Origin of the sequence: Micromonospora rosaria (assembly GCF_001567585.1) — a bacterium.
In the GTDB taxonomy this organism is placed as follows: Bacteria; Actinomycetota; Actinomycetes; order Mycobacteriales; family Micromonosporaceae; genus Micromonospora; species Micromonospora rosaria.
Genome location: NZ_LRQV01000107.1, coordinates 1 through 24,561, shown reverse-complemented (window position 1 = coordinate 24,561; position 24,561 = coordinate 1). Strand labels below are relative to the sequence as shown.

The 24,561-nt window shown below is 75.9% G+C and carries 21 protein-coding genes and 1 pseudogene; 14 read left to right on the top strand and 8 right to left on the bottom strand.

From position 1 onward, the window contains the following. The 7 genes from AWW66_RS23605 to AWW66_RS23575 all read left to right on the top strand — a co-directional run. Nucleotides 1-1,078 (top strand): SbcC/MukB-like Walker B domain-containing protein (locus AWW66_RS23605; RefSeq protein WP_169807168.1); only part of this gene is annotated, 1,078 nt, incomplete at its 5' end. A gap of 32 nt (nucleotides 1,079-1,110) precedes the next feature. Beyond that, nucleotides 1,111-2,055 (top strand): hypothetical protein, encoded by a 945-nt coding sequence (locus AWW66_RS23600; protein WP_211272077.1) that lies wholly within the window; start codon nucleotides 1,111-1,113, stop codon nucleotides 2,053-2,055. After that, on the top strand, nucleotides 2,055-2,912 hold the full coding sequence (locus AWW66_RS23595) for a spermidine synthase (protein ID WP_067370542.1): 858 nt from the start codon (nucleotides 2,055-2,057) through the stop codon (nucleotides 2,910-2,912). The genes AWW66_RS23600 and AWW66_RS23595 overlap by 1 nt, the downstream gene beginning before the upstream one ends. Nucleotides 2,913-3,028: 116 nt before the next feature. Beyond that, nucleotides 3,029-3,718: a sigma-70 family RNA polymerase sigma factor gene (locus AWW66_RS23590; RefSeq protein WP_067370540.1), complete on the top strand. Its 690-nt coding sequence runs from the start codon at nucleotides 3,029-3,031 to the stop codon at nucleotides 3,716-3,718. Further along, the gene (locus AWW66_RS23585; RefSeq protein WP_067370538.1) at nucleotides 3,715-4,482 is read left to right on the top strand and encodes an anti-sigma factor family protein; all 768 of its coding nucleotides are present in this window, start codon (nucleotides 3,715-3,717) and stop codon (nucleotides 4,480-4,482) included. The genes AWW66_RS23590 and AWW66_RS23585 overlap by 4 nt, the downstream gene beginning before the upstream one ends. 208 nt (nucleotides 4,483-4,690) lie before the next feature. Further along, entirely contained in the window at nucleotides 4,691-5,350 is a 660-nt protein-coding gene (locus AWW66_RS23580; protein WP_067370535.1) for a COG4315 family predicted lipoprotein, read from the top strand. A 320-nt stretch (nucleotides 5,351-5,670) separates the two neighbouring features. After that, nucleotides 5,671-6,591: a DNA-3-methyladenine glycosylase family protein gene (locus AWW66_RS23575; RefSeq protein WP_067370533.1), complete on the top strand. Its 921-nt coding sequence runs from the start codon at nucleotides 5,671-5,673 to the stop codon at nucleotides 6,589-6,591. A 55-nt stretch (nucleotides 6,592-6,646) separates the two neighbouring features. On the opposite strand, the gene AWW66_RS23570 is transcribed toward AWW66_RS23575, so the two are convergent. After that, nucleotides 6,647-7,126: a DUF1990 domain-containing protein gene (locus AWW66_RS23570; RefSeq protein ID WP_342671937.1), complete on the bottom strand. Its 480-nt coding sequence runs from the start codon at nucleotides 7,124-7,126 to the stop codon at nucleotides 6,647-6,649. Between the two features lie 280 nt (nucleotides 7,127-7,406). After that, on the bottom strand, nucleotides 7,407-7,628 hold the full coding sequence (locus AWW66_RS23565) for a hypothetical protein (protein WP_067370527.1): 222 nt from the start codon (nucleotides 7,626-7,628) through the stop codon (nucleotides 7,407-7,409). A 135-nt stretch (nucleotides 7,629-7,763) separates the two neighbouring features. Here AWW66_RS23565 and AWW66_RS23560 point away from each other — a divergent pair, with 135 nt between their 5' ends. Continuing rightward, a complete protein-coding gene (locus AWW66_RS23560; RefSeq protein WP_067370524.1) occupies nucleotides 7,764-8,870 on the top strand; it encodes an ATP-dependent DNA ligase in 1,107 nt (368 codons plus the stop codon). 55 nt (nucleotides 8,871-8,925) lie between these two features. Continuing rightward, entirely contained in the window at nucleotides 8,926-10,491 is a 1,566-nt protein-coding gene (locus tag AWW66_RS23555) for an alpha/beta hydrolase (RefSeq protein ID WP_245648450.1), read from the top strand. Between the two features lie 107 nt (nucleotides 10,492-10,598). Here AWW66_RS23555 and AWW66_RS23550 read toward each other — a convergent pair whose 3' ends face one another. The 4 genes and pseudogenes from AWW66_RS23550 to AWW66_RS23535 all read right to left on the bottom strand — a co-directional run bounded on the left by AWW66_RS23550 (nucleotide 10,599) and on the right by AWW66_RS23535 (nucleotide 18,353). Further along, nucleotides 10,599-11,318 carry an ABC transporter ATP-binding protein gene (locus AWW66_RS23550; RefSeq protein ID WP_083978825.1) on the bottom strand — a complete coding sequence of 240 codons (720 nt, stop codon included), beginning with the start codon at nucleotides 11,316-11,318 and terminating at the stop codon, nucleotides 10,599-10,601. A gap of 191 nt (nucleotides 11,319-11,509) precedes the next feature. Beyond that, nucleotides 11,510-12,472: pseudogene (locus AWW66_RS23545) on the bottom strand (ABC transporter ATP-binding protein); the annotation flags it as partial. Beyond that, nucleotides 12,469-15,180: an FtsX-like permease family protein gene (locus AWW66_RS23540; protein WP_067370518.1), complete on the bottom strand. Its 2,712-nt coding sequence runs from the start codon at nucleotides 15,178-15,180 to the stop codon at nucleotides 12,469-12,471. The gene AWW66_RS23540 and the pseudogene AWW66_RS23545, both read right to left, overlap by 4 nt. After that, nucleotides 15,177-18,353, bottom strand: coding sequence for an FtsX-like permease family protein (locus AWW66_RS23535; protein ID WP_067370517.1), 3,177 nt, complete (start codon nucleotides 18,351-18,353; stop codon nucleotides 15,177-15,179). Before AWW66_RS23535 ends, AWW66_RS23540 begins: the two co-directional genes overlap by 4 nt. A 190-nt stretch (nucleotides 18,354-18,543) precedes the next feature. On the opposite strand from AWW66_RS23535, the gene AWW66_RS23530 reads away from it, so the two are divergent. Continuing rightward, on the top strand, nucleotides 18,544-18,831 hold the full coding sequence (locus AWW66_RS23530; protein ID WP_067370513.1) for a hypothetical protein: 288 nt from the start codon (nucleotides 18,544-18,546) through the stop codon (nucleotides 18,829-18,831). Nucleotides 18,832-18,847: 16 nt separating this feature from the next. Here the strand turns inward: AWW66_RS23530 and ligD are convergent, their stop codons facing one another. Then, the gene (gene ligD, locus AWW66_RS23525) at nucleotides 18,848-20,026 is read right to left on the bottom strand and encodes a non-homologous end-joining DNA ligase (RefSeq protein WP_083978821.1); all 1,179 of its coding nucleotides are present in this window, start codon (nucleotides 20,024-20,026) and stop codon (nucleotides 18,848-18,850) included. 47 nt (nucleotides 20,027-20,073) lie between these two features. On the opposite strand from ligD, the gene msrB reads away from it, so the two are divergent. The 4 genes from msrB (at nucleotide 20,074) to AWW66_RS23505 (ending at nucleotide 22,871) form a co-directional block, all read left to right on the top strand. Next, entirely contained in the window at nucleotides 20,074-20,484 is a 411-nt protein-coding gene (msrB, locus tag AWW66_RS23520; protein ID WP_067370509.1) for a peptide-methionine (R)-S-oxide reductase MsrB, read from the top strand. Between the two features lie 104 nt (nucleotides 20,485-20,588). Next, nucleotides 20,589-20,849: a Prokaryotic metallothionein gene (locus AWW66_RS23515; protein ID WP_067370506.1), complete on the top strand. Its 261-nt coding sequence runs from the start codon at nucleotides 20,589-20,591 to the stop codon at nucleotides 20,847-20,849. Nucleotides 20,850-21,014: 165 nt separating this feature from the next. Continuing rightward, nucleotides 21,015-21,473, top strand: coding sequence for a GNAT family N-acetyltransferase (locus AWW66_RS23510; protein WP_067370503.1), 459 nt, complete (start codon nucleotides 21,015-21,017; stop codon nucleotides 21,471-21,473). Between the two features lie 270 nt (nucleotides 21,474-21,743). Then, nucleotides 21,744-22,871, top strand: a complete 1,128-nt coding sequence (locus AWW66_RS23505; RefSeq protein WP_067370501.1) for a lytic polysaccharide monooxygenase — start codon at nucleotides 21,744-21,746, stop codon at nucleotides 22,869-22,871. A gap of 272 nt (nucleotides 22,872-23,143) precedes the next feature. Here the strand turns inward: AWW66_RS23505 and AWW66_RS23500 are convergent. Further along, nucleotides 23,144-24,561: pentapeptide repeat-containing protein (locus AWW66_RS23500; RefSeq protein WP_169807167.1), on the bottom strand; the 1,418-nt coding region annotated here is incomplete at its 5' end.

The following is a 24,561-nucleotide window of genomic DNA, read 5'->3' as shown; positions in this document are numbered from 1 at the left end:
CGGGCAGGACCAGGTGACCGCCCGCCTCGCCGAGCTGGACGGGCAGCTCGCCGGGGCGGCCACCCCGGAGGCGCTCCGGCACGACCTGGCCGAACACGCCCGGCTGCGCGCGGCGCTGGACGAGGCGGCGGGCGCGGTCCGGGCCGGCCGGGACGCCGCCCGGCGGGCCCGGAGGGTCTTCGACACGGCGCAGGAGCGGCTGCGGGCCGCCTGGCGGGAGTTCGACACGACCCGGGACGGGCTGGCCCGGTTCGGGCCGCCGGCCGCCGACCGGGACGACGTCGCCGCCGCCTGGGCGGCTCTCGCCGGGTGGGCCGACGAGCAGGCGGCCCGGCGGCGGGCGGACCGGGTCGGCGTGGCCGCCTCGGTGACCGCCGCCGAGGCCGACGCCGCCGCCGTCGAGGACCGGATCGGCGCGCTCTTCGCCGCCGCCGGCCTGCCGGTCGAGGACGATCCGGTCCGGGCGGCCACGGTCGCGGTGGAGCGCGCCGAGGCGGCCCACCGGCGGCTGGTGGAGCGCCGCGAGCAGGCCGCCGGGCTGCGCGAGCAGCGCGCCGGGCACGAGCGCGACGCCCAGGTGGCCCGCGCCCTGGCCGGGCACCTGCGGGCCAACAACTTCGAGCGGTGGCTGCTCGCCGAGGCGCTGGACCTGCTGGTCGACGGCGCGTCGCGGATCCTGCGGGAACTCTCCGGCGGCCAGTACGACCTGGTGCACGACAAGGGTGAGTTCTTCGTCGTCGACCACTACGACGCCGGGCTGCGGCGCGGCGTGCGCACCCTCTCCGGTGGCGAGACGTTCCAGGCCTCGCTGGCCCTGGCGCTGGCGCTGTCCGAGCAGCTCGCCGGGCTCTCCACCACGTCGGCGAGCCTGGAGTCGATCGTGCTCGACGAGGGCTTCGGCACCCTGGACGCGGCCACCCTGGACACGGTGGCGGCCACCCTGGAGGGTCTGGCCGCCCGGGGTGACCGGATGGTCGGCGTGGTCACCCACGTGCCGGCCCTCGCCGAGCGCATCCCGGTCCGGTACGAGGTCCGCAAGGACGCCCGGACGGCCCGCGTCGAACGGACCGGCCTGTGACCGCGCCGGCCGGCGGGGACGGCTCACCGGAGCTGTTCGTCGACGCCTGGGACCCGAGCTACGGGACGTCCTTCGAGGCGGCTCCGGGCGGGCCGGCGGCGCCGAGCAGCGCGCAGGTCGACGCCGACGTGGAGCTGCCGGCGGTGGACTGGCGGGCGATCGACGTCCGCCGGGACGTCCCCGCGCCGGCCGTGGTGCTGCTGGTCGACGGGGTACGCCGGATCGACGCGAGCGTCTGGACGGCGGAGCCGGACGGCGGCTCCTTCCCGGGCGTCGCCGCGTCGTACGCCGCCGGGGTGGTCTGTTGCGACCTGGAGCGCGGCGCGGCGCGGCTGGCCGGGGCGAAGGTGGGCCGGGGCCTGTTCACGGCGAGCCCGTCGGCGCGGGAGGTGGTGGCCGGGCGGATCCGGTACCCGGTGCACCGGGTGGGCGGCAGCGGCGAGCTGAACAAGCTGCCGGCGGCGGTGCAGGGGCCGTTGACCGCGCTGGAGGTGGAGGTCTCCGGGGCCGCCCGCACCGACGGCGACCTGCTGGTGGTGGACGGTCCGCTGCGCAGCCGGCGGAACCTGCCGCGCACCCTGGGCTACATCAAGACCCAGCACAGCCAGTACCTGGACGCCCGGTTGACGGCGGTGGTGACCGGGCTGCGGTCGGGGCAGCGCTCGCCGGTGTTCCGGCTCGGCACCGCCTGGGGCGGCTACTCCTGGTACCTCCGCCTTCCGGTGGCCTCCGGGGCGCCGTGGGCGGGGATCGTCCGGGTGGAGTGCTCCGCCGAGCTGCCCGAGCCGGCGGCGATCGGGCTGGCCGACCTGTCGCTGGTGACCCTGCCCCGGTTCGCGTCCACGCCGTACAAGGACCCCCGGGCCCCACAGAACCTGGTCCCGATCGCCGGGCTGGAGCGCCGGCTGCGGGCGTTGCTGGGCGACGCCCGGCTGCTGCACCGGGCGCTGACCGCCGCCGCCCGGACCGGGCGCTGATGGGGCGGCGGCGGGACGCGGACCGGGTCGTCGAGCAGGTCGACACCGGGCGGGCGGAGCTGGTGCCGGACCCGGACCGGGCCGGGTCGTGGACCCTGCTGCTGGACGGCGCGCCACAGTCGCACGTGGACCTGACCGACCCCACCCACCTGGAGTTCGAGTACGTCCGCCGGTTCGCCGCCGCGATCGACCTGCTCGCCCCGGCCGGCGCGGCGCTGCGGGTGCTGCACCTCGGCGGCGGGGCGTTGACCCTGCCCCGGTACGTGGCGGCGACCCGGCCCGGGTCGACCCAGCGGATTTCCGAGGTGGACGGTGCGCTGGTGGAGCTGGTCCGGCGGGCGCTGCCCTGGCCGGCCGAGGCGCGGTTGCGGGTCCGGGTGGCCGACGCCCGCGCGACCCTGGCGGCCAGCCGGGACGCCAGCTACGACGTGGTGGTCGCCGACGTCTTCGCCGGCGCCCGGACCCCGGCGCACCTGACGAGTGTGGAGTACGTCGGCGACGTGGCCCGGGTGCTGCGCCCCGGCGGCTGGTACCTGGCGAACCTGGCCGACGGGCCGCCGCTGCGGCACGCCCGGGGGCAGGTGGCGACGGCCCGCGCGGTGCTGCCGCACGCCTGCCTGGTGGCCGACGCGGCGGTGCTGCGCGGCCGGCGGTACGGCAACCTGGTGCTGGTCGCGGGGCGGGTCGAGCCGCCGGTGCCGGCGCTGACCCGGCGGGCCGCCGGCGACTGGTTCCCGGGCCGGGTGGTGGCCGGCGCGGACCTCGACCGGTTCACCGGCGGGGCCCCGGTGGTGTGCGACGCGGACGCCACCGGCTCCCCGCCACCACCGCCGGGATTTTTTTCCGCCGGCCGTTGATCCGTTGGCTGGGTTCCCCCGTACCACCGGGCGACCCCAGCCACGAGACGCCCCGGACCCCGGCGGCGACCTCTCGACCGGGGCACCTGAGCTCACAGGACGTTCCGGAGGTCTGCATGCATGCGGTGGCGGCCGGCTGGCACGGTGACCGGGCCCGGCCGGACTGGATGTCCGCCCGGTCCCAGTCCCGGGTCTCCCGTTCCAGCCGGGGTGGCGACACCCGCTCGGTCGATCGCCAGAATGACCCGGTGACGCCCCGACCGACCACCGGTCGCCACCAGGCGCCCGACGACGCGGGCCACTCGGACCGGCTGATCCGGCTGCTCTACGCCGAGCACGCCGGGCCGTTGCTGATGTTCGTCATGCGGCTCACCGGTGGCGACCGGCAGCGGGCCGAGGACATCGTGCAGGAGACCCTGCTGCGCGCCTGGCGCAACGCGCACCGGTTGGGCGCGCAGGGGCAGGGCTCGCTGCGGCCCTGGCTGGTCACGGTGGCCCGGCGGATCGCCATCGACGAGCACCGCAGTGAGCAGGCCCGCCCGGCGGAGACGTACGACCGGGACCTGACCGCGTTCGCCGAGGCGGACAGCACCGACCGGGTGCTGCGCACGATGACGGTGGCGGATGCCCTGCGTACCCTGAGCCAGTCGCACCGGGAGATCCTGGTGGCCACGTACTTCCGGGGCCGGACGGTGCCGGAGGCGGCCGAGGAGTTGGGGCTCCCGCTCGGCACCGCGAAGTCGCGGGTCTACTACGCGCTCCGTGCGCTGCGCACGGCTCTACAGGAGAGGGGGGTGACGGAATGAGCCGGACCGAGCACATGGACGTCGCGGCGTACGCGCTCGGCGTGCTGGACGAGCAGGACACCGAGCGGTTCGAGGAGCACCTCGCCACCTGCTGGGCCTGCGCGGCCGAACTGGAGACCATGGTCCCGGTGGTGGGGCTGCTCGCCGACATCGACGGCGAGACCATGACGGCGATGGAGCAGACCGCCACCGATCCCCGGCTGCTGGACCGTACCCTCGGGGCGGTCCGGGCGCACCGGCGGCGGCAGCGGTTCCGACAGGTGCTGACCAGCGCCGCCGCCGTGGTGGTCTTCGGCGGGCTGACCGGGGTGGGCATCGCCAGCATCAGCGACGGCGGCCCGCCGGACGTGGTCGCGGTGCCCTCCACCAGCGCGCCGGTCGGGGGCGACCCGTCGGTCGACGGTCCCGGGATCGGCGGCCCGAACCAGATCGAGGGCGACCCGTTCGAGGCCACCGACCCGACGACGGGGGTCAAGGCCACCTTCTACATCGCCGACAAGAACTACGGCACCCAGGTCAACTTCGTGCTGGACAAGCTGCCCGGCCCGCGTACCTGCCGGCTGGTGCTGGTCCGCACGGACGGCAACACCGAGGTGCTCTCCTCCTGGAGCGTCCCGCCCGGCGGCTACGGGACGAACGCCAACCCGGAGAAGCTGACCCTGGGGGCCGCCACCGTCACCGCCCGGGACGAGATCGCCCGCATCCAGGTGCAGTCGGTCGACCAGAGCGGGGTGGCGACCCCGCTGGTGTCGACGAAGTTCTGAGTTCGGACGCCGCTCGGCGTCGGTTCCCCCGGCCGGGGACCGGCGCCGATCCGCCGTTTCCGGGCGAAAGACTCACGCCGTCATGCACACGCACGAAACACCACAGAGGTTCAACGGTACCGGGGTGAATTTGACCACCCCTGAGCGTTCAACCTTGACAGCACCCTCCCCGTACTACCCGGTGAACGACCAAGCATGAGGAGGGCACGTGGCACAGAAGAAGCGGACCGTCATCGTGGCGGTGAGCGCGATGGTCGCACTGACGGCCTGCGCCCCCGCGGGGTACGACCCATCGAACCCGAACGCCGCCGAGCCGGTCGCGGTCGCCGCCGCCGAGCCCAGCACGGCGGCCGACCCGGAGGCGACCGACGCGCCGGAGGCGGACGACGCCCCCGAGGCGGACGCCCCGCCGCCCGCCGACGTCAAGCTGACCCAGGAGCTGCGCGGCAAGGCGGTGCCCCGGATGGGCAAGGTGGTCACCGACGAGAAGGGCTTCCTGCTCTACCGCTTCGACAAGGACACCAACGACCCGGCCGCCTCAAACTGCGTCGACAAGTGCGCCCAGGTCTGGCCGCCCGCGCTGACCGACGGCAGCCCGCAGCTCACCGGGGTCTCCGACGACCTGGTCGGCACCGTGACCCGGCAGGACGGCACCCGGCAGATCACGCTGGACGGCTGGCCGCTGTACTACTACATCGGCGACAAGAAGGCCGGCCAGTGGAAGGGCCAGGGCGTCGGCGGGACCTGGTTCGCGGTACAGCCGAACGGCAAGAAGAACCTGGAGTGCCTGCCGACCGGCACGCCGAAGGCGGTCGAGCCGCCGGCGGACGACAGCTCCGGCTCCGGCAACTCGGAGTACTCGTACTGACCGGTGCGTCAGCCGGGACACGGTGGCCGGCCGCTGCCGCCCAGGGCGCGGCCGGCCACGCACCGCCGGACCCGGGCGTCGACGGACCGGCAACCCCGACGCCCCGGACGCGGCGTCGACCCACCCGGGTCGGCGCCGCGCTGCGGTGTCTCCGGCACCGCCCCGGCGGAGGGGTCTCGGCACCGCCCGGCGGAGGTGTCTCCGGCACCGTCTCCGGAGGGCCGGCCGACGGCCCCGGGCAGGCCGGCCACGGCCCCGGGCAGGCCGGCTACGGCCCGCCGGGGGCGGGCGGGTCCGGGCCGGCGTGGCAGAGTGTCCGGGTGAGCGGAACCGGGCCGGTGGCCAGTCGGGTGCTGCGCCCACCGGACGGGTACCGGCTGGCGGCGTCGGTGCGGGCGCTCACCTTCAGCCGGTACGACCCGGCCGCCCGGATCGCCGCCGGCACCTTCTGGTGGGCCACCCGGACCCCGGCCGGCCCGGCCACCCTCGCCCTGCGCCCGGCCGGCGGTGAGCTGCACGCCGAGGGGTACGGGCCGGGCGCCGACTGGGTGGTCGGGCGGGCCGACGCGGTCGCCGGGCTCCGGGACGACCTGACCGGCTTCGCCGACCTGGCCGGCGCGCACCCGCTGGTGGCCCGGCTCGCCGCCCGGCACCACGGGCTGCGGATGCCCGCCACCGGTCAGGTCTTCCCCCGGGTGCTGCGGGCGGTCCTGGAGCAGAAGGTCACCGGCACCGAGGCGTACCGGGCGTACGCGGCGACCGTCCGGCACTTCGGCGAGCCGGCGCCCGGCCCGTACCAGCCGCTGCTGCTGCCGCCCACCCCGGCCGTCGTCGCCGCCGCGCCGTACTGGGTCTTCCACCCGTTCGGGGTGGAGCAGCGCCGGGCCGACACGCTGCGCCGGGCCGCCGCCGTGGTCGACCGGCTGGAGCGGTGCGCCGACTCCGCCGAGGCCACCCGCCAGCTCACCGCCATCCCCGGGATCGGCCCGTGGACCGCCGCCGAGGTGGTCCGGATCGCGTACGGCGACCCGGACGCGGTCAGCGTCGGCGACTACCACGTCCCGAACACGGTGGCCTGGGCGCTGGCCGGGGAGCCGCGCGCCGACGACGCCCGGATGTTGGCGCTGCTGGAGCCGTTCCGGGGGCACCGGGGCCGGGTCTGCCTGCTGCTGGCCGCCGAGGGCGTGCAGGCGCCGAGGTACGGGCCCCGGATGCCGATCCGCTCCTTCGCCCGCTACTGACCCCGCCCCGGGCCGGTGACCGGGCGCGGCCCCGTCGACCGGGTGCTCCGCGGGGTCAGCGCCGGGCGCAGAGGCGGCGCAGGGTACGCCCCAACCACCAGGCGTACCCGTGCTGGAACGCCCGGCCCGCCGGCCCGGCGGCGCGCATCAGCGGACTGTCGGGGCGGCTGAAGGCGCGGACCTCGAACCAGACCGCGCCGGAGGCGTCCCGGGTGACCACGAACGCCTCCTCCCCCGCCGCCGGATGGCCCGGCAGCGTGCCGTACCCGAATCCGGCCCGCCGGTCGTCGTCGGCGGCCCACACCACCCGACAGGGCGCGGTCAGCGCGAGCGGGCCGGGCCCGATCCGGGAGACGACGGTGACGCCGGGAGCGGCCTGCGGGGCATCGGCGGTGATCCGGATTCCGGCCGCCCGGTGCAGCCGCCAGCCGAGCACCGCCGCGCCCGCCGTGGCGAAGCACCCGTCCGGCAACCGCACCCGGTGCCGCACCCGACGCCACCCCTCCGGCAACGGCCCGTCCCGAGTGGCACCCACGTGCGAATACGTCAACTCCCTCACACCGCCCCCTCCCCCCTCCCCCGCCACCCTACGACCCCACCCACCCCACCCACCCCACCCACCTCCTCCGCCGCCCGCCGCCGCCTCCGCCCGCCACTGCCTCCGTCGCCGCCCGCCGCCGCCGTCGATCATGGAGTTGACGGAAGCTGCGGAGATCGAACACGCCGCCAACTCCATGATCGACGCGGCGGGGTGGGGGTGGGGACGCGGCGGGGTGGGGGTGGGGACGCGGCGGGGTGGGGGTGGGGGGTGGGGGTCAGGTGGGGGTGGGGGTGGGGTGGAGGTCGGCGAGGGTCAGGGGGGTGGTGCGGTGCAGGAGGTCGGCCAGGGCGGGGACAGAGGTCGCCTCGCCCAGCACGTGCTTGCCGCCGCCGAACCTGGCGGGGTACCGGTGGACCAGGCGGTACCGGTGCCGGCCCCGGATCAGCTCGATGCTGACCCGCCACCGCCCGCAACAGCCGCAGACCCACTCCCGCACCCCGCGAAGGTAGCTCTGACCAGTGCCTTTCCGATCCGCGCGGCGGGGACGTCCGGGACGGTCGGGGACACGCCGGGACGCCGGGCGGCGGTGATCCGTCTCACCACTGTCGGTGGTCTCTGGTTGACTGTCGGCGTGGACCTGCCGATCAATCCCCCGGTCGAGCCGATGCTGGCCAAGGCGGTGGCGAAGCTGCCCACCGATCCCGGCCTGACCTACGAGCCGAAGTGGGACGGTTTCCGCTGCGTCGTCTTCCGCGACGGGGACGAGGTGGAGCTGGCCAGTCGCGGCGGCAAGACGATGACCCGGTACTTCCCGGAGGTCGTCGAGCAGGCGTTGCGGCAGCTCCCCGAGCGCTGCGCGGTCGACGGCGAGCTGATCGTGATCCGCCGGGACGGACCGGACGGGCAGCCCCGGCTCGACTTCGAGCTGCTCGCCCAGCGCATCCACCCGGCCGCCTCCCGGGTGAAGCTGCTCGCCGAGACCAACCCGGCCGACTTCGTCGCCTTCGACCTGCTCGCCCTCGGCGACGAGCTGCTGACCGGCCAGCCGTACCCGCAGCGCCGGGCCCGGCTGGAGCAGGCCCTGGCCGGCGTGCAGCCGCCGGTGCACGTCACCCCGGTCACCACCGACCCGGAGACCGCCCGCCGCTGGTTCGACATCTTCGAGGGCGCCGGCCTGGACGGGCTGATCGTCAAGCCGGCCGACCTGCCGTACGAGCCGGGCAAGCGGTCGATGTTCAAGGTCAAGCACGCCCGCACGGCCGACGTGGTGGTGGCCGGCTTCCGCTGGCACAAGACCGGCCCGGTGGTCGGCTCACTGCTGCTGGGCCTCTACGACGAGGCGGGGGTGCTGCACCACATCGGGGTCAGCTCCTCGTTCACGGCGGCCCGCCGCAAGGAGCTGCTCGACGAGCTGGCGCCGTACCGGGAGGACGTCGGGGCGGAGCACCCGTGGGTGCACGGCGACCACGAGCGCGGCCAGCGCATCCCCGGCGGGGTCAGCCGGTGGACCGGGACGAAGAACCTGGAGTGGGAGCCGCTCCGTCCCGACCTGGTGGTCGAGGTGGCGTACGACGCGATGGAGGGCGACCGGCTGCGGCACACCGCCCGGTTCGTGCGCTGGCGTCCCGACCGTGATCCCCGGTCCTGCGGGTACGACCAGCTCGACCGCCCGGTCCGGTACGACGTGGACCAGGTCCTGCGCGGCGACCCGGCGGCGACCGTGACCGACCCGGCGTAGCGTGACGGGAGGACACCAGCAGGGAGGGCAGCACGTGACCCGCACGCTCCACCGGATCCGCCGGGCCCGGCTCGCCCTCGCCTGGCTGGCCGTCGTGGCGCTGGTCGCCACCGGCTGCACGTTGCCGGCGTTCGCGCCGCGCACCGACGCCGAGCGGGCCGACGAGCCGCGGGGGGCGGGCGCCGCGCAGTGGCGGCCCTGTCCGGAGGTCGCCGACGAGCTGGTCGGCCGGGGCGCACCGGAGATGCGGTACGACTGCGCGCGGATCGCGGTCCCCCGCAACTGGGGGGACGGCAGCGGGGCCGCCGCCGGGCCGGGCAGCGGGGAGACCTTCGAGATCGCCCTGCTGCGGGCCCGCTCCACGAAGCAACGCGACCGGATCGGCTCGCTGGTGCTCAACCCGGGCGGGCCGGGCGGCTCCGGGGTGGACACCGCCGTCTACCTCTCCTTCGGCCCGGCCTTCGGTGGCCTGCCCGACTCGATCACCCAGCGCTTCGACATCGTCGGTTTCGACCCGCGCGGGGTGGCCCGGTCCAGCCCGGTGGAGTGCATCTCCGACGCCGAGCTGGACGCCAGCTTCGGCGCCGACCCCGACCCCCGCAGCCAGGCGGCGTTCGACGACTACCGGGCGCTCAACCAGCGGATCGGCCGGTCCTGCGCCGACCGGTACGGCGACCAGCTCTCGCTGTACGGCACCGAGCAGGCCGCCCGGGACATGGACGCGGTACGCGCGGCGGTCGGCGACGACAAGCTCACCTACCTGGGGTACTCCTACGGCACCCTGCTCGGCGCGACGTACGCCCAGCTCTATCCGGAGCGGGTGCGGGCGTTCGTCTTCGACGGGGCGGTCGACCCGCGCCAGGACCTGATCGCCGGCTCGGAGAGCCAGGCCAAGGGCTTCGAGCGGGCCTTCGACAACTTCACCCGGTGGTGCACGGCCAACGCCGGGAGCTGTCCGCTGGCCCCGGACGCCCGGGGCGCGGTGACCGCCGCCATCGACGAGGCCCGGGTCTCCCCCGTGCGCGGCACCGACGGGCGGGAGGCGACCGCCGGCTGGGTCTTCTACGCCATCATCTCCTCGCTCTACACCGAGTCGGGCTGGCAGCAACTGGCCCGCGCCATCGACCGGTTGGAGGACGGCGACCCGGCCGAGGTCTTCACGCTCGCCGACGCCTACGCCGGCCGTGAGGAGGACGGCCGGTACTCCAACCTCTTCGACGCCAACCTCGCGGTCAACTGCACCGACGCGACGCGGAAACCAAGCGTGGATCGGATCCGCCAGTTGCAGTCGCAGTGGCGCGAGCGGTACCCGCTGTTCGGTCCGGCGCTGGCGGTCGGGATGCTGGCCTGCGTGGAGTGGCCCGGCCAGCCGGACCCGTACCCGACCGGGGCGGCCACCGGAGCGCCGCCGATCGTGGTCATCGGCACCACCGGTGACCCGGCCACCCCGTACGAGCAGGCCCCGGCGCTGGCCTCGATGCTCGGCGTCGGGCGGGTTCTGACCTGGGAGGGCGAGGGGCACACCGCCTACCCGCAGACGAGCTGCGTCAACGGGGCCATCGACGCGTACCTGATCGACCTGACCGTCCCCCGGGAGGGCCTGCGCTGCCCGGCCCGCTGACCCGTCGCCGGTGGCCGCGCCGAGGTGTCCCTTGATGCCTGGCGTGAGGTGGGCTCCGGCCGGGCACGGCGCTGCTTCGCTGGGGCCGTGCGGCAAGGCCGGTCGCCTCAGTCGTCGACCAGTCGGCCGTCACGCAGGGTCAGCACCCGGTCGGCCAGCTCGATCAGGGCCGGGTCGTGGGTCGCCACCAGCGCGGTCATCCCCCGGGCGTGCACCAGCGCCCGGAGCAGGTCCATCACCGCCCGGCCGGTCTCCGAGTCGAGCTGACCGGTGGGCTCGTCGGCGATCAGCAGGTCGGGGTCGTTGGCCAGCGACCGGGCCAGCGCCACCCGCTGCTGCTGGCCACCGGAGAGCTCGTACGGGCGCTGCGCCGCGTGGGCGCCCAACCCGACCAGTTCCAGCAGCATGCCGACCCGCTCCTCCCGCTCGGCGGCCGGCACCCGGGCCAGCCGCAGCGGCACGCCCACGTTCTCGGCGGCGGAGAGGATCGGGATCAGGCCGAAGGTCTGGAACACGAAGCCGATCCGGTGCCGGCGCAGGTCGAGCAGGTCCCGCTCGCCCGAGGCGGTGACGTCCCGCCCGGCGACCACGATCCGCCCCGCGTCCGGCCGGTCCAGCCCGCCGACGAGGTTGAGCAGGGTGGTCTTGCCGGCCCCGGACCGGCCCCGGACCGCCACCAGCTCGCCCCGCCCGGCGGTGAAGGAGACATCCTGCACCGCGTGCACGGCGTGTTCTCCCCGGCCGAAGGTCCGGCGCACCCCGTCCACCCGGACCACCGCCTCGGTGACCGCCGGCCCGGTCACGTCCACGACACCCTGTTCGCTCACGCCTGGCTCCCGTTGCGTCCGGCCACGTCGGAGACGCGGCGCTGATCCCTGCCGTCGTGCTGGTCCGCGCCGTCCCGCCGGTCGACGCCGTCGCGCGAGTCCAGGCCGTCGCGCGAGTCCAGGCCGTCGCGCGAGTCCAGGCCGTCGCGCGAGTCCAGGTCGTCGCGCTGGTCCAGGCCGTCGCGGCGCTCGTCGCCCGGGCGGACCTGCACGTGGTCGGGCTCCAGGTTCAGCCGGACCCGGTCGCGCAACGCCAGCGCGTCGACGAAGGCCGCCGGAAGCTGCATCCGGCCGGTCCGGTCCAGCACCGCGTACTCCTCGCTGACCAGTTCGGTGCTGCCGTCCGCGCCGACCCGCGCGGTACGGCGTACCTCGGAGGCGGTCCGGCCGTCGCGGATCGCGACGGTCCGGCGGACCTGGGTGGCCACGGCGTGGTCGTGGGTGACCACCACGACCGTCACCCCCAGCTCGGCGTTGATCATCCGGAGCGCGGCGAAGACCTCCGCCCCGGTGGCCTCGTCGAGTTCGCCGGTGGGCTCGTCGGCGAAGAGCACCTCCGGGTCGTTGGCCACCGCCACCGCGACCGCGCAGCGCTGCTGCTCGCCGCCGCTGAGCTGCCCCGGTCGCCGGTCGGCGCCGGATCCCACGCCGACCATCTCCAGCAGGTCCCGGGCCCGCTGGCGGCGGGCCCGACGTCCCCGCCGGCCGGCCAGCCGCATCGGCAGCTCGACGTTCTCCTCGGCGGTCAGGTACGGCAGCAGGTTGCGCGCGGTCTGCTGCCAGACGAAGCCGGCCACCCGCCGCCGGTAGCTGAGCCGACGGCGGGGCGACAGGGAGAGCAGGTCGTAGTCGGCCACCCGGGCGATGCCGGCGGTCGGGGTGTCCAGCCCGGAGAGGATGTTGAGCAGGGTGGACTTGCCGGACCCGGAGGCGCCCACGATCGCCACCAGCTCACCCCGGTCGATGACCAGGTCCAGCCCCTGGAGGGCGACCACCTCCACCCCCTCGGTCTGGTAGATGCGGACCAGGCCGTCGCAGACGATGTGCCCGCGCAGCCGGTCCTGCCCCCCGGCCCGCTCGGCGGCCCGTCGCGCGGCCCGCTGCTGCAACGTGGCCAGATCCGGTACGGCGTCGATCGGCGCGGTCGTGGTCATCTCGCTTCTCCTCTGTCGGTCCGGAGCGCCTCAGCCAGACGCGTCCGGCGGCTGTTCAGGGCCTCGACGGCGACCGCGAGACCGAGCGCGACCGCGCCCAGCCCGAGCACCGCCGCGACCAGGCCGGGGTCGAACGTCACGGGTACCGGGCCGCCGGTGAACGCGGACAGCCCGAGCAGCGGGGCGAGCAGCACCGGCAGCAGCGCCCCCACCAGGGCCCCGGTGAGCACCGAGGCCCCCACCAGCGGCACCAGTTCGATCAGCAGCAGCCCCTGCCACTGCCGCCGGGACAGGCCGAGGGTGCGCAGCCGGGACAGCGCCTGCCCCCGGGCGCGGGCCCCGGCCAGCACGGTGAAGGCGATCGCCAGCAGGCCGAAGACCGTGCCGCCGGCGGCACCGGCCAGGAAGCCGAAGGCCAGCACCCCGTTGGCCCCGCCCGCGCCGCGCTGCCCCCGCAGGTCGACCCAGGTCGTCACGGTCACCCCGAGCGGTGGGGCCAGCCCGGTGAGCGACCCGGAGGACTGGAACCGGCGCTGCCCCTCGTCGCCGACCCGCCGCACCTCGGCCGGGTCCAGGTCGTCCCCGGCGAGCAGGAAGCCGGTGGGCACCGCCGGGTAGGTGCGGGTGGGCAGCGCCTGCCGGGGCAGGATCACGAACCGCTCGGTGCCCGGCGCGACCAGCGGGAAGCTCTCCACCGTGCCGGCCACCCGGAACTCGTACCGCTGGCCCTGAAGCTGGACGAACGCCGACCGGTCCAGCCCGGCTCCGGTGAGCGCGGCGGCCAGCGCCGGGGAGACCACCGCCGGCGCCGGGGCGGCCGGATCGCCGCCGGCCAGCAGCGGTTCGGGTACCGCCAGGTCCCGGCCGGCCCGGCGGGCCACCTCGGCCAGCTCCGGCCCGTCGACCACCAGCACGGCCGCGTCGCCGATCCGGGCGTCGGTGCCGTTCGCGTCCCGGGCCAGCGGCCGGCCCGGGTCCTGGAGCAGCCCGGTCACCGCCCGCACCCCGGCCAGCGCGGCCAACTCGTCGGCGGTCTCCGGGGCCAGCCGGTACCCGGTGACCAGCGCGTCCGCCGGGACCAGGCGGTCGGTGGCCCGGTCCCGGCCCGCCTCGATCCCGACCGCGACCACCGCGCAGAACGCCGCCGTGGCGACGGCGACCACCACCACGACCAGCGGGGTACCCACGGCCGACCGGCCGGCGCGGGCGGCCCCGAGGAAGGCCACCGCGCCCCGGGTACCCGTGGCGAGCCGGCTGAGCAGCCGCAACGGCCACGGGTACGCGCGCAGCGCCAGCACCGCCGCCGCCAACGCGACCAGCACCGGTACGGAGACCAGCAGCGGGTCGACGTCGCCCGGGGTGAGCCCCCGGCGGCGCAGCAGCACCACCCCCAGCACCGCCAGCGCCACCAGCAGCACCTCGCCGGTGAGCCGCCGGGTGGAGGCGCTGAGCCGGACCAGGTCCCGCCGACCACCCTCCCCCGTCGGTACGGCGAGCGCGGCCAGCGGCAGCGCCAGGGTGGTCACGGCGGTCACGGCGACCACCAGCGCGGCGGTGCCGTCCGGCGCACCGGGAACGAGGCTGCCGAGCAGCCAGCCGAGCACGGCGGCGGGCGGTACCACCAGCACCGACTCGGCCAGGCACCGGCGGGCGGCGGTGCCCCGGGTGCCGCCCCGGGCCCGGATCAGGGTGAACTCGGGGCGGCGGTTGCGCACGGCCAGCGCGACGGCGAGCAGCACCAGACCGGCGAGGGTGGCCAGCACCCCGGCCGCGACCACGGCGAGCAGCGTCCGGGCCCGGTCCACGGCCGCCGCGAAGTCCCGCAGCGGGATGTCCAGCCCCTGGGTGAGCGGGGTGTCGGCGGGGGCCTCGCGCTGCGCCACCGCGAGCGCCCCGACCGTGCCGTCCAGGGCCCGCACGTCGATCCGGTCGGTGCCCACCCGGTAGCGCCAACTGAACCGCAGCGGCCAGGCGTCCGCCGCGCGGGCGTCGAGCGCGCCGGCACCGACCAGGCCGACCGCGTTGAACGGCAGCCCCTCCCCCTCGGGCTGGACGATGCGCAGCACCGGCGGCAGGGTGTCCCAGATCCCGCCGGCCGGGTCGTGCGGACGGAACACGCCGACCACCACCAGACCGACCGGCGCCGGCCCGGCGCCGGTCGGCAGCGCCGCCAGCCGCACCTGGCTGCCGACGCGCAGGTTCAACGCGGTCGCCATGTCGGCGGCCAGCGCCACCTGCACGGGCTCGTCGACGGCGGGCGGCTCCTCCGCCGGCCAGACCCCCTCGACGAGGGTGGCCGCGTCCCGCGCCCCGGACATCGCCCGCAGCCGGAAGTCGACCAGCAGGTTCCGCGCCGCCAGGTCGGGGCCGGTCAGCCGACCGGGCGTGGCCTCCGCCAGGTACCACCGCTCGGCCACCGCGTCGCGGACCGGGGCCGGCATCCGGTCCAGCCGGCTGTCCAGCTCGGCCTGCCGGGCCCGGGTGAGGCCGGCGGCCCCCTGCTGGACGGCCGGGCCGGTGGCGTAGGTCAGGTCCCGCTGGGCGACCGGCTGCTCCGCCAGGTGTTCCCGCAGGCCGTCGTCGGTGAGCCGGTTCGCGGCCCGGGGTACCCCGGCGACCAGCGCCGCGACGACCAGCGCCAGCACGCCCAGCAGCAGGAACTGACCGCCGTGTGCCCGGACCCGCCGGGCCGCCGCCAGGACGCTCATCGGTCTCCCCCGATCCGCAACTGCGCCACCGCCACCCGCTGCCGGATGCCGGTCGTGATGACCGCGCTGAACGCGAGGGCCGCCAGGAGCAGCCCGGCGGCGGTCAGGCCGATCGGCACCCAGGGCAGCTCGAAGGCCGCCTCGGGCACCGGGCGGTCGGCGGTGGGTGTGACGATGACCAGCGGGGCCATCGCACCGCCGACGAGCGCGCCGAGCAGCAGCCCGACGCCGACGCCGATCCCGGCCAGGAAGGTCTGTTCGGCCAGCAGCGCCCGGGCCAGCAGCCGTGGCGACGCGCCCAGGGTGTGCAGGACGGCGAACTCGGCCAACCGGTGCCGGGTGGTGGCCCAGACGTCGACCGCCAGGCCGACCAGGGCGAGCAGGACCGACCCGAGCGCCGCGGCGAGCAGCCCGGTCCGGGCGGCCCGCCAGTACGGGTCCCGGGCCGCCGTGTCGGCCGCCGCCAGCCGGTCGGTCACGGCGACCCCGGGCAGCTCGGCGGCGGCCCGCGCGGCGGCGGCGTGGTCCGCGCCCCCGGCCCGGACCCACCACTCGGGTACGGCCCGGACCGCGCCCCCGGAACGGACCAGCCGGTCCACCGCCGACGGCAGGTCCAGCAGGACCGCCGCCCCGCCGGCGGTGGGCACCGCGTCGACCTCCCCGGTGACCCGGATCGGCACCGAGGCGCCGGGAAGCTGGAGGGTGACGGTGTCCCCGGTCCGCAGGCTCAACGCCTCCCGGGCACCGGCGGTGAGCAGGGCCGGCACCGGCTCGACGGCACCGCCGGGCACCACGGCGAAGCGCAGCGGCGGCTGGGCGGCGAACCAGCTCTCCGGCGGCGGCGGCAGCGGGAACTCGCCGGACAGCGTGCCGGCGGTGGCGGTGGCGGAGCGCGGCTGACCGGTGCCGTCGCTGCTCACCCACTCGCCGGTCACCGGCACCGGCTGCGCGGTGCCGTCGGCGTCGACCGCCGCCAGGCCGGTGACCTCCAGCCCGTACCAGGCACCGCGCGGCGGGGCGTCGACGGCGAAGCCGGCCACCCGGGCCGCCGCACCCCCGGTGTCGGGCAGGTCCAGGGTGAACCGCACCGGTGCGCCGTCGCTGCCGGCCGCCACCGCCGGCAGCCGGTACGCCTGACCGTCGTCCGTGGTGACCAGGACGGAGACCGAGACGCGGTGCGGGCCCTGCGCCTCGCGCACCGGGGTACGCACGGTGCCGGTGAGCTGCCGGGTGTCCGGCGGCAGCGCGGCACCGCCCGGCGTACCCCGGGCCCGGACCAGGTCCCCGAACAGCTCCGGTACGGGTTCGTCGGCGAGCCGGTCGTCGAGCCGGACCAGGCCGGGGGCGCTGGCGGCGTCCAGGCCGAGGACGGTCACCGGCAGGTCGTCGCGGCCCAGCCGGATCTCGTCCCGCCAGGCCGGCTGGACCTGCTGGACCCCGGCGAGCGCGGCGAGTTCCCCGGCCCGGCCGACCGGCGCGGCCCCGTCCCGCTCGACCACCCGCAGGTCCGCGCCGACCGCGTGGTCGGCCTGGTCGGTCTGGGACCTCTCCCAGGTGCCCAGCAGCGACCAGGCCAGCGTGCTGCCGCCGACGGCCAGGGCGAGCAGCAGCACCGGGCCGGCGTGCGGGCGGCGGCCGGCCTGCCACATGCCGAACATGGTCGCCGTCCAGGGACGCCGGTCGACGAACCGCTCGGCGAACCGGGTCGCCGGGGGCAGCAGGCGCAGCGCGATCACCGCGCCGGCCAGCACCCCGAGGATCGGCGCGGTGGCCAGCAGCGGGTCGATGCCGAGCGCGCCCCCCGAGGCGGCCAGCGGCCCGGAGTACTGCCGGAGCTGGAACCAGGCGAGCAGCGCCAGCCCGACCAGGGCGAGGTCGACGCTGGCCCGCTGGGCGGCCACGCCCCGGCTGGGACGGGACCGGGCGGCCATGTCGGCGACGTAGGTGCCGGCCCGGCGCATCGCCGGCAGCACCATGGCGACCAGGCAGCCCACGGCGGTCGCCACGGCCACCGCCCAGACGGTGCCGCCGCCGGTCGACGCCGCCCCGGGCGGCGTCGCCCCGCCGACCCGGTCCAGCGCCACCCCGGCCAGCGGGGGCGCGAGCAGCACGGCGGGCAGCACCACCAGGGTCGCCTCGCGGACGGCGAGCCCGGCGAGTTGGCCCCGGTCCGCGCCCCGGGCCCGCAGCAGCGCGGTCTGCGCCCGTCGGTCGGTGTTGAGCAGCGCGGCGACCAGCACCAGCGCGTACCCGCCGAGGACCAGGATCAGCAGCAGCGGGGTGAGCAGCGCGGAGCGGCCGACCAGGTCGGCCCGGGTGAGCCGGTCGATGAGCCGGTCGATGCTGGTGGCGCTGCGCGCCGACGAGCCGAGCCCGGCCGCCTCGGGCACCTCGACGGCGGCGTCGGCAACGGCCTGCCGCACCGGGGCCAGCCGACCCGGCCCCACCGCGGCCAGGTCCGGTTCGACCAGCCAGGCCGCCGAGAAGGAGCGGGGGAACGCCCGGACGAAGTCCGCCGGGTCCATCGCGAACGGCCCGTACGAGGTGACCGGGCCGGTGCCCGCCCCGGCCCCGGGCGCCAGCCGCCAGTACGGGTCGGTGGGGTCGGCCGGCCGCCAGGTGCCGGAGACCAGCAGCTCACCGGCCTCACCACTGCTGCGGTCCCGGACCGGCACCCGGTCCCCGGCGGCCACCCCGAGGCTGGTGGCGACCCGCTCGGGCAGCGTCACCTGGACCGGGTCGGCCCCCGGGACCGGCCACGCGCCCGCCGTGAGGTCGGCGTGCCCGGCCAGGTCGTCCAGGGTGGACAGGTTGGCGAAGACCGGGTCGTCGCCGGTACGGGCGGCCCCGATGTCCCCGGTCAGCTCGCGGCCGGTGCCGGAGCGGGCGGCGGCGACGGCCACCGGTACGCCGCCCAGCCCGTCGGCGAACCGGGCCCGCACCGTCCGGTCCCGCTCGGCGTACTCGGCGTCGTCGCGGCCACCGCTGCCGCTGATCAGCAGGGTGCGCTCCTCGGCGGGCGCGGCGGCGAGCAGGGTGCGCTGACCGGCGTCGATCGCCCGCCGGTTGTAGTCGGACAGGCCGGTGACCAGGGCCACCGCGACCAGGGCCGCCGCCGCAGCGGCGAGCAGCAGCCCGCGCGCGTCCCGCGCCCGCCTGAACACCAGCTTCATCCCGCCGCCTCCCGTGGCCCGCGATGGACCGATGACCAGGAAGAGCGGGTACCCCCGGGAAAAGGTTCGCGCCCGTTACTTGATCGTTACCGGCTGATCGGTTCCGGACCCCGCCACCGGGCGTGTCGGCGCTGGTGGCGGCTGGTAGCGGGCTGCGTCGAGGTTGGTGGCGGGTTGCTTCAATCGGGCCATGGAGTTCATCTTCAGTTTGACCGTCCTGCTTCTCGTGGTCCTCCTGCTGGCCCGCTCGCCCCGGTCGAACGCCCGGGAGACGAACCGGTTGGCCGAGATCGAACGCCGGCTCCAGCTCGTGATGGACCATCTCGGCGTGGTCGACGACCGGCCGGAGCCGCCCGGGGTCCGCGAGCACCTGATCCGGGGCGACAAGATCAAAGCGATCAGGGCGTACCGGGAGGCGACCGGCGCGGACCTGCGCACGGCCAAGGAGGCGGTGGAGGCGATGCAGGGGACCCGCTGACCTGCGGCGGGACGGGCTACCGGGGGCGGTCGCGGTCCTTGGAGGGCTGCACCCGTTTCGGCTCGCCGGGCATCTTCGGGTGGTCCGGCGGGTACGGCAGGTCACCCTGGCCGGCGGCGGCGTCCCGGTCGGCCCACTCCAGCAGCGGGGTGATGTCCCAGGGCGCGTCGTCGATGCCGGCGTGCGGGTCGCCCCGCTGCGCCAGCCGGGCCGGGACGGTCCGCAGGTCGAAGTCGTCCGGGTCGACGTCGGGCAGCTCGGCCCAGTCGACCGGGGTGGAGACGGTGGCGCGGGCGTTGGCCCGCAGCGAGTACGCGCAGGCGATGGTGCGGTCCCGGGCCATCTGGTTGTAGTCCACGAAGACCCGCTCGCCGCGCTGCTCCTTCCACCAGGCGGTGGTGACCAGGTCCGACCGGCGGCGCTCGACCTCGCGGGCCAGGGCGATGGTGGCCCGGCGCACCTCGGTGAACGTCCAGCGGGGCTGGATGCGCAGATAGACGTGCACGCCCCGGCCGCCGGAGGTCTTGGGCCAGCCGGTGACCCCCAACTCGTCAAGGAGCGCCCGGACCTCCCCGGCGGCGGCGACCGCGTCGACGAAGTCGGTGCCGGGTTGCGGGTCCAGGTCGATGCGCAGCTCGTCGGGGCGGTCCACGTCGGCGGCCCGCACCGGCCAGGGGTGGAACACGATGGTGCTCATCTGGGCGGCCCAGGCGACGTGCGCCAGGTCGGCCGGGCACAACTCGGCGGCGCTGCGCCCGCTCGGAAAGGTGATCGTGGTGGTCGACAGCCAGGGCGGCACGCCCCGGGCGGGCACCCGCTTCTGGAAGAACATCTCCCCCTCGACACCGTCGGGGAAGCGCTGCAGCGTGGTGGGCCGCTCGCGCAGGGCACGCATGATGCCGTCCCCCACCGCCAGGTAGTAGTGGAAGACGTCGGCCTTGGTGAAGCCGCGCTGCGGGAAGATGACCCGGTCCGGGCTGCTCAGCCGCACCTCGTGCCCGGCGACCTCGATCTGCTCGGCCACGGCCTTCTTCCCGCTGGCCTTCTTGGCGCTGGCCTTCTTGGCGCTGGCCTTCTTCGTGCCGGCCGACTGGGCGCCGGCGGGCTGGGCACCCGCCGGTGCGGTGGCCGCCGGCGTGGCCCCCGACGTGGTGCCGGCCGGTCTGCCGCCCGATGTGCCGTTCGTGCCCACCATGGCGTGACCATATGCCATGCCACCGACAGTCGGCGTACCGTTGACGGGTGAGTCTTGACGAGAGCGAACTGCCCCGCACCGAGGCCGAGTGGCGGGTCCGGCTCAGCCCCGAGGAGTACCGGGTGCTACGGGAACACGGCACGGAACGCCCGTGGACCGGCGAGTACGTCGACACGAAGACGCCGGGGCTCTACCACTGCCGGGCCTGCGGGGCGAGGCTGTACGCCAGCGACACCAAGTTCGACTCGCACTGCGGCTGGCCGAGCTTCGACGACGCCCTGCCCGGGGCGGTGAAGGAGATCGAGGACCGCAGCCTGGGCATGGTCCGTACGGAGATCCGGTGCGCCCGCTGCGACAGCCACCTGGGGCACGTCTTCCGGGGCGAGGGCTTCACCCCGAAGGACACCCGGCACTGCGTCAACTCCGTCTCCATCCGACTGGAGCCGAACGAGACCTGACCCATCTCCGCCGTCGAGAGCCGGGCCCATATGTGCCGGTTTCGCCCGTGATCGGGTTGTCCGTGCCGCAGACTGGGGAAAACGTCTGTCACGGGGGATCTGTCATGGCGACCTGCGAGGTCTGTGGAAACGACTACTGGATGGCCTTCGAGGTCCGTACGGTCAGCGGCGACGTGCACACGTTCGACAGTTTCGAGTGTGCCGCGCACAAGCTGGCCCCGGTCTGCGAGCACTGCCAGGTCAAAATCATCGGACACGGCGTCGAGGTCTCGGGGCGCTTCTTCTGCTGCGGTCACTGCGCCCGCAGCGCGGCCGGCGGGCCGGGCGCGGAGATCCGCGACGCCGTCGGCGCCCGCCCCGCCTGACCCACCCCGCCGCCCACCCGTCCTCCACTCCCACCGCGCGGCGGCGCACCGCGACGCCTCGCCCAGCTGTGAGGAAGGGGCCCCTGTACAACAGAAAGCGTTAACAGGGGGCCCTTCCTTACACCGGGGCGGGGCGGGGGCGGGGCGGGGGCCTAGTATCGGCGGGTGCTACCGCAGACGACGTCCGTCCGGGTCTCCGCCTTCGCCGACCTGACCCCCCACATCCTGTACGACCTGCTGAGACTGCGGGTCGACACGTTCGTGGTGGAGCAGGAGTGCGCCTACCCGGAGTTGGACGGGCGGGACGTCGAGCCGGCCACCCGGCACCTGTGGCTGGAGCGCGACGGCGCCGTGCTGGCGTACCTGCGGATCCTGGCCGAGCCCGACGGCGCGGCGCGGATCGGCCGGGTGGTGGTGGCCCCGGCGGCGCGGGGCGGCGGGCACGCCGGCCGGCTGATGACCGAGGCGTTGGCGCTGGCCGGCGACCGGCCGTGCGTCCTGGAGGCGCAGGCGCACCTGGCTGCCTTCTACGCCCGGTACGGCTTCACCGTCACCGGCCCGGAGTACGTCGAGGACGGCATCCCGCACCTGCCGATGCGCCGCCCCGGCCGGCCCACGCCCTGACCACGACCGAGGGCTGGACGGCCGTGCGGCACGGCGGCTTTCGGGTGGCGACAGGCGTACCGGCGGCACGGGCCGGTGCCGCAGCGACGGTAGCCACCGGGTGCGCGCCACCGGGCGGGACGCGATCAGATCAATTGACTTTGACCTATGCATATGCCAGTCTGCGAGACAGATCCGACGTGGGAGCCGTACGAACCGGCACGGGATGAGGGCAACTCCCGGCCGTCCGGGCGTTGTCGACGACCGACCATTCTCCTGGGGGCTTCACCCATGTCCATCGTCTCCCGATCACGACGCGTCCCGTTGCTGGGCGCACTGCTCGCCGTGGGCGCGGCCGTCGTCCTGCTGCTGACCACCGCCCTGGCCAACCCCGCCGCCGCCCACGGTTCCGTGGTCGACCCGGCGTCGCGCAACTACGGCTGCTGGCAGCGGTGGGGCGGCGACTTCCAGAACCCGAACATGGCCACCGAGGACCCGATGTGCTGGCAGGCCTGGCAGGACAACCCGAACGCCATGTGGAACTGGAACGGCCTGTTCCGCGAGGGCGTCGCCGGTAACCACCAGGCCGCCATCCCCAACGGTCAACTGTGCAGCGGCGGCCGGACCGAGGGTGGCCGCTACCGCTCGCTGGACACGGTCGGCGCCTGGCGGACCACCAACGTCTCGAACAACTTCCGGGTCCGCTTCTTCGACCAGGCCAGCCACGGCGCCGACTACATCCGGGTGTACGCCACCCGGCAGGGCTTCAACGCGCTGACCTCACCACTGCGCTGGGAGGACCTGGAACTCGTCGGGCAGATCGGCAACACCCCGGCCTCGCAGTGGACGCCGGTGACCGGTGGCGTCCAGATCGACATCCCGGCGAACGCGCCGGGTCGGACCGGCCGGCACATCGTCTACACCATCTGGCAGGCCAGCCACACGGACCAGTCGTACTACCTGTGCAGCGACGTGAACTTCGGCGGCAGCAACCCGACCACCCCGCCGACCACGCCGCCCACGACCCCGCCCACCACTCCGCCGACGACTCCCCCCACGACCCCGCCGACGACTCCGCCCACCACCACGCCGCCGACCACCCCGCCGGGCGGTACGGCCGGGTGCACCGCCACCTACCGGGTCACCGGCCAGTGGTCGGGTGGCTTCCAGGGTGAGGTCCAGGTGACCGCCGGCACCACGGCGATCAAGGGCTGGACGGTGACCTGGACGCACCCCAGCGGCCAGCAGATCGCCTCCTCGTGGAACGCCACGGTCACCACCAGCGGCTCGGCCGTGACCGCCCGCAACGTCGGCTACAACGGCAGCCTGCCGGCCGGCGGCAGCACCAGCTTCGGGTTCACCGGCTCGGTCACCGGCACTGCGACCGCGCCCACTCTCTCCTGCACCGCCACCGTCTGACCCACACCGCAGTACCCACCGATCGACCGGCCGGGGCCGTACCCGAAGCGCTTCGGGTACGGCCCCGGTTGCCGGCCCCGGCCCACCGCCCGACGCCAACGACAGCAGCGACAGCAGCAGCGGCGCTAGCGAGCACGGCGACAGCGGCAGCGCCACTAGCGGCCACGGCGACAACGACAGCAGCGACAGTCACGACGGCGGTCGGCCCCGCGCGGCGCAGTGGACGGGCGCGGGCGCTGGACCGGCGGGGCGGGGCCGAGCGGGCGGGCCGTTCAGTCGGCGGGCGCGTGGCAGACCACGCCGTCGGGGGCCCGGCCGGGCTCGCGGCGCCCGCCGAACCGGGCGTCGGTGAAGGTCACCGGCCCGTGGAAGGTGGCCCGGCCGTCCGGCCCGCCCAGGGTGAACTGGGCGGCCTCGAAGTCGCTGCCGTCGAAGCGGGTGACCCCGTGGAACTGGGTGCCGGTGAAGTCCGCGTACCGGACCCGGCAGCCGGACAGATCGACGTCGACCAGGACGGCCCCGCAGAGCCACAGATCCGTCTCCGGCCAGTACGGCGGCCGGGTCGCCGGGTCCGGTCCGGCCGCGCCGTCGACAGCGCCGACCGTGGGGGCGACGGAAACGCCGACAGTGGGGTCGACGGGCGCGTCGGCGGTGGATTCAGCCGGGCCCCCGGCAGCGGCGGGCCGGAGCCGGTCGGTGAGCAGCCGCGCCGCGACCCGGCGCAGCCGTACCTCCCGGTCCGCCACCTCGACGGCGGTCCCGGTCGGGTCGGTGAGCGGGACCGGCACCGGCCGGCGCAGCCAGGCGCAGAGCGCGTCGGCGACGGGCTGGCGCAGCTCCGGCCGCGCGTCACCGAGGGCGGCCAGCGCGGCCAGGCCGGCGGCGGCGAGTCGCGGGTCGGCGGCGGCGAGCTGCCCGGCGTGCCGGCGGACCGGCTCGTCGGGCGTCAGCCGGCACTCGCCGTCGGCCCCCGCCACCGCCGTCCACCCCAGCGGCCAGGTCATCTCCCCGTCGTCCGCGGTGCCGCTCCACCGGGCCCCGGTGAGGTCCGCCGCCGGCGGGTCCAGGTGTACCCCGGCCGCGAACCAGGTGCCGGTGAAGTCGGCGGCAGCGGCGAACTGCGCCTTCCAGAACCAGGCGGGCCCGGTGAAGCGGGCCCGCCGAAAGGAGACGTCCCCGCCGAAGCGGGCCCCGATCCCGCCCTCGGTCCACTCCTGGTAGTCGCCCATCACGACCGCGACCGGCCAGCGCGGATCGTCCTCGTTCGGCTCGTCCCACGGGGCCGGGTCGATCTCCTCGACGGTCTCCCAGGCCTCGTCGTCCTCCCAGAGCTCCTCCTCGCCCCGCCCGAACCAGGCGATGGCGCCGAAGGTGGCCCCGGCGAAGTCCACCGGCCCCCGGAACCGGACCCGTCCGAACGCGGCGTCCGCGCCGAACCGGACGCCGGGGAACCGGGCCGGCCCGCCGAAGACCGCCCGGGAGAAGACGCCGTCGCCGTCGAAGCGGGTACCCGCGAACGCGGCCGGGCCGACGAACCGGGTGTCGGCGAACCGCCCCACGGTCAGGTGGCAGCCGCTCAGGTCGACGTCCACGAGGGTCGCCCCGGACAGGTCCAGGGTGATCCCCGCCCAACCGGGTGCCCCGTCCGCCGACGGTCGCAGCCGGTCGGCGAGCAGCCCGAGCGCCGCCC